The organism is Bradyrhizobium sp. (genome assembly GCF_016462955.1).
In the GTDB taxonomy this organism is placed as follows: domain Bacteria; phylum Pseudomonadota; class Alphaproteobacteria; order Rhizobiales; family Xanthobacteraceae; genus Bradyrhizobium.
Genome location: NZ_JAEMSD010000464.1, coordinates 1 through 2,247 on the forward strand (window position 1 = coordinate 1; position 2,247 = coordinate 2,247).

Consider the following 2,247-nt stretch of genomic DNA (forward strand, 5'->3'; position numbering starts at 1 on the left):
TCGGTCCATGCCGACGTCACCATCCTCAATTCCGGCAGCGCGGATTATCACGGTCGCCAGCTGGTGCGCGTGATCAGGAATGAATGCTGGCAGGACTAGCTGCCGGTACCACAAGGAGAGCGGAATGACGGTGATCGAGACGGTCGAACAGCTGGAAGCCATCTATGGCGCCACCAATGACGCCTCGACCGTGAAAGTCGCCGACCATGTCACCCCGCTCTATCGCATCTTCATCGAGAAGGCGCCGTTCGCCGCGCTCGCCACCATCGGGCCGGAAGGCATCGATTGCTCGCCGCGCGGCGACCTGCCCGGCTTCGTCCGCATTCACGATCCCAAGACGCTGATGCTGCCGGACCGCCGCGGCAACAACCGGGTGGATTCCCTGCGCAACATCGTGCGCGACCCCCGTGTGTCGCTGATGTTCCTGATCCCCGGTTCGGGCAATGCGGTGCGGGCCAATGGTCGCGCGCATCTGTCGGTTGATCCGGCGCTGCTGACCTCGTTCAAGGTCGAAGGCAAGGCCCCGCGCAGCGTCATGGTGATGAACGTCGATGAAATCTACTTCCAATGCGCCCGCGCCATCGTCCGCTCCGACCTTTGGAATCCCGACAAGCGCGTCGACCCCAGGACGCTGCCGACACCCGGCCAGATCCTCGCCGAGATGAGCGACAACAAGGTCGGCGGCGCAGAATACGATCGCATCTGGCCCGACCGCGCGGCGGCAACGATGTGGTGAACTCCACCCCTCCCCACAAGGGAGAAGATTCGTAGGGTGGGCAAAGGCGCATTTGCGCCCTGCCCACGAGTTCTCACCAGTCACACACAATGGTGGGCACGCTTCGCTTTGCCCACCCTACAGCATTCCCCGAGCTTGGATGAAGGTGCGCCGCGGCGCCACGCGCTCTAATTAAACGCCATCCCGCCGCTCAGCGCGATGGTCTGTCCAGTCATGTAGGCGTTGTCGACCAGCAGCATCACGGCCTTCGCCACCTCATCCGCCGTGCCGAAGCGGCCGAGCGGGATGCGGCTGACGAGCGCCGGCTGGCCGCTCATCATGTCGGTCTCGATCAATGACGGCGCCACCGCGTTGACGGTGATGCCCTCTTTCACCAACCGCGCCGCATAACCTCGCGTGAGACCTTCCATGCCGGCCTTTGAGGCATTGTAGTGCGGGCCAATCGAACCCGCCCCGCGCGCGGCGCCGGAGGAGATGTTGACGATGCGGCCCCATGTTCGAACGCGCATCGATGGCAGCACCGCTTGTGTGCACAGGAACGCCGATTTCAGGTTGACGAGGATGGTGCGGTCGAAATCGTCCTCGGTGAGATCGTCGACGCCGCGCGTGATCGCAATGCCGGCATTGTTGACCAGGATATCGATCGGCCCGAGCCCGGCCGTGACGCGCTCCACCATTCCGGCCACAGCTTCGCGCTGCGAGACATCGGCGGCGACCACGATGGCGCGGCCGCCCTGCTTGACGATCTCGCCTGCAAGCTCTTCAGCTTGGCCAATTCTCTCGCGGCAATTGATCGCCACCGCCGCGCCTGCTTCGGCCAGCGCGCGACAGACGGCAGCGCCAATTCCGCGCGATCCGCCGGTGACCAGCGCCGTGCGTCCCTTCAGAACATCCGTCATACCGTCCTCCGTACTTTCTTTTGCGTCTCTCGGGGCAACGGTACCACGCTATGGTTCCCTGCGCGTTGACATCATCGCGAGATGATTTCGTCTGCAGCGGCTCGCACGCGGAGAAGTGCGCGCACGCGACCGGGCCAAATATGGATAGCCATTTCATTGACCGAACAGGCCAATCCCTCGATATTCGAAGCATCGAAACTGCATCGTCGAGCCGAGAGCCGCCGCATGACATCCAATGACCAGCGAGTGAGAAGCGACATGCGCAAGCGCATGATGCGTCGCTGCGTCTCGGCCGCGACCGGCGCCTGTTGTTGCTGCTGATCGCCGAGCCAAAAGTCCCGATCGCAATCTCTTGACAGGAGCGCCGACCCGTTCGGCGCACGAGCAGCCATGCCGAAAGCCTACATCATCGAAGTTCACGACCGTACCGCCGGCATCATCGCCAGCGACGAGCGCGGCTTCCGCTTCTTCTCATCCGAGCGCCTGTTCGACAGCCTCGAAGGCCGTCAGTTCCGCTCGGCCCGCGACGCCGAACGCGCCGCACGCGCCGTGTTGGCGGAGCGCCGTCACCTTCTCTCAATCTGACTAGCAGCAGACCGAAAGGACTTCGCA

Annotated in this window: 4 protein-coding genes and 1 pseudogene; 3 read left to right on the forward strand and 2 right to left on the reverse strand. The window is 63.6% G+C overall.

The window, feature by feature from the left end; all coding sequences use genetic code 11:
* Positions 1-99, forward strand: a pseudogene (locus JHD07_RS39895) (phosphonate metabolism protein/1,5-bisphosphokinase (PRPP-forming) PhnN); the annotation flags it as partial.
* Between the two features lie 25 nt (positions 100-124).
* Positions 125-736, forward strand: a complete 612-nt coding sequence (locus tag JHD07_RS31725) for a pyridoxamine 5'-phosphate oxidase family protein (protein WP_291629322.1) — start codon at positions 125-127, stop codon at positions 734-736.
* 167 nt (positions 737-903) lie between these two features.
* Here JHD07_RS31725 and JHD07_RS31730 read toward each other — a convergent pair whose 3' ends face one another.
* A complete protein-coding gene (locus tag JHD07_RS31730) occupies positions 904-1,635 on the reverse strand; it encodes an SDR family NAD(P)-dependent oxidoreductase (protein WP_291629324.1) in 732 nt (243 codons plus the stop codon).
* Between the two features lie 71 nt (positions 1,636-1,706).
* On the reverse strand, positions 1,707-2,027 hold the full coding sequence (locus JHD07_RS31735; protein ID WP_291629326.1) for a hypothetical protein: 321 nt from the start codon (positions 2,025-2,027) through the stop codon (positions 1,707-1,709).
* Here JHD07_RS31735 and JHD07_RS31740 point away from each other — a divergent pair.
* Positions 2,026-2,220 carry a hypothetical protein gene (locus JHD07_RS31740; protein WP_291629328.1) on the forward strand — a complete coding sequence of 65 codons (195 nt, stop codon included), beginning with the start codon at positions 2,026-2,028 and terminating at the stop codon, positions 2,218-2,220. The genes JHD07_RS31735 and JHD07_RS31740 overlap by 2 nt on opposite strands.
* The last annotated feature ends 27 nt before the right edge of the window (positions 2,221-2,247 follow it).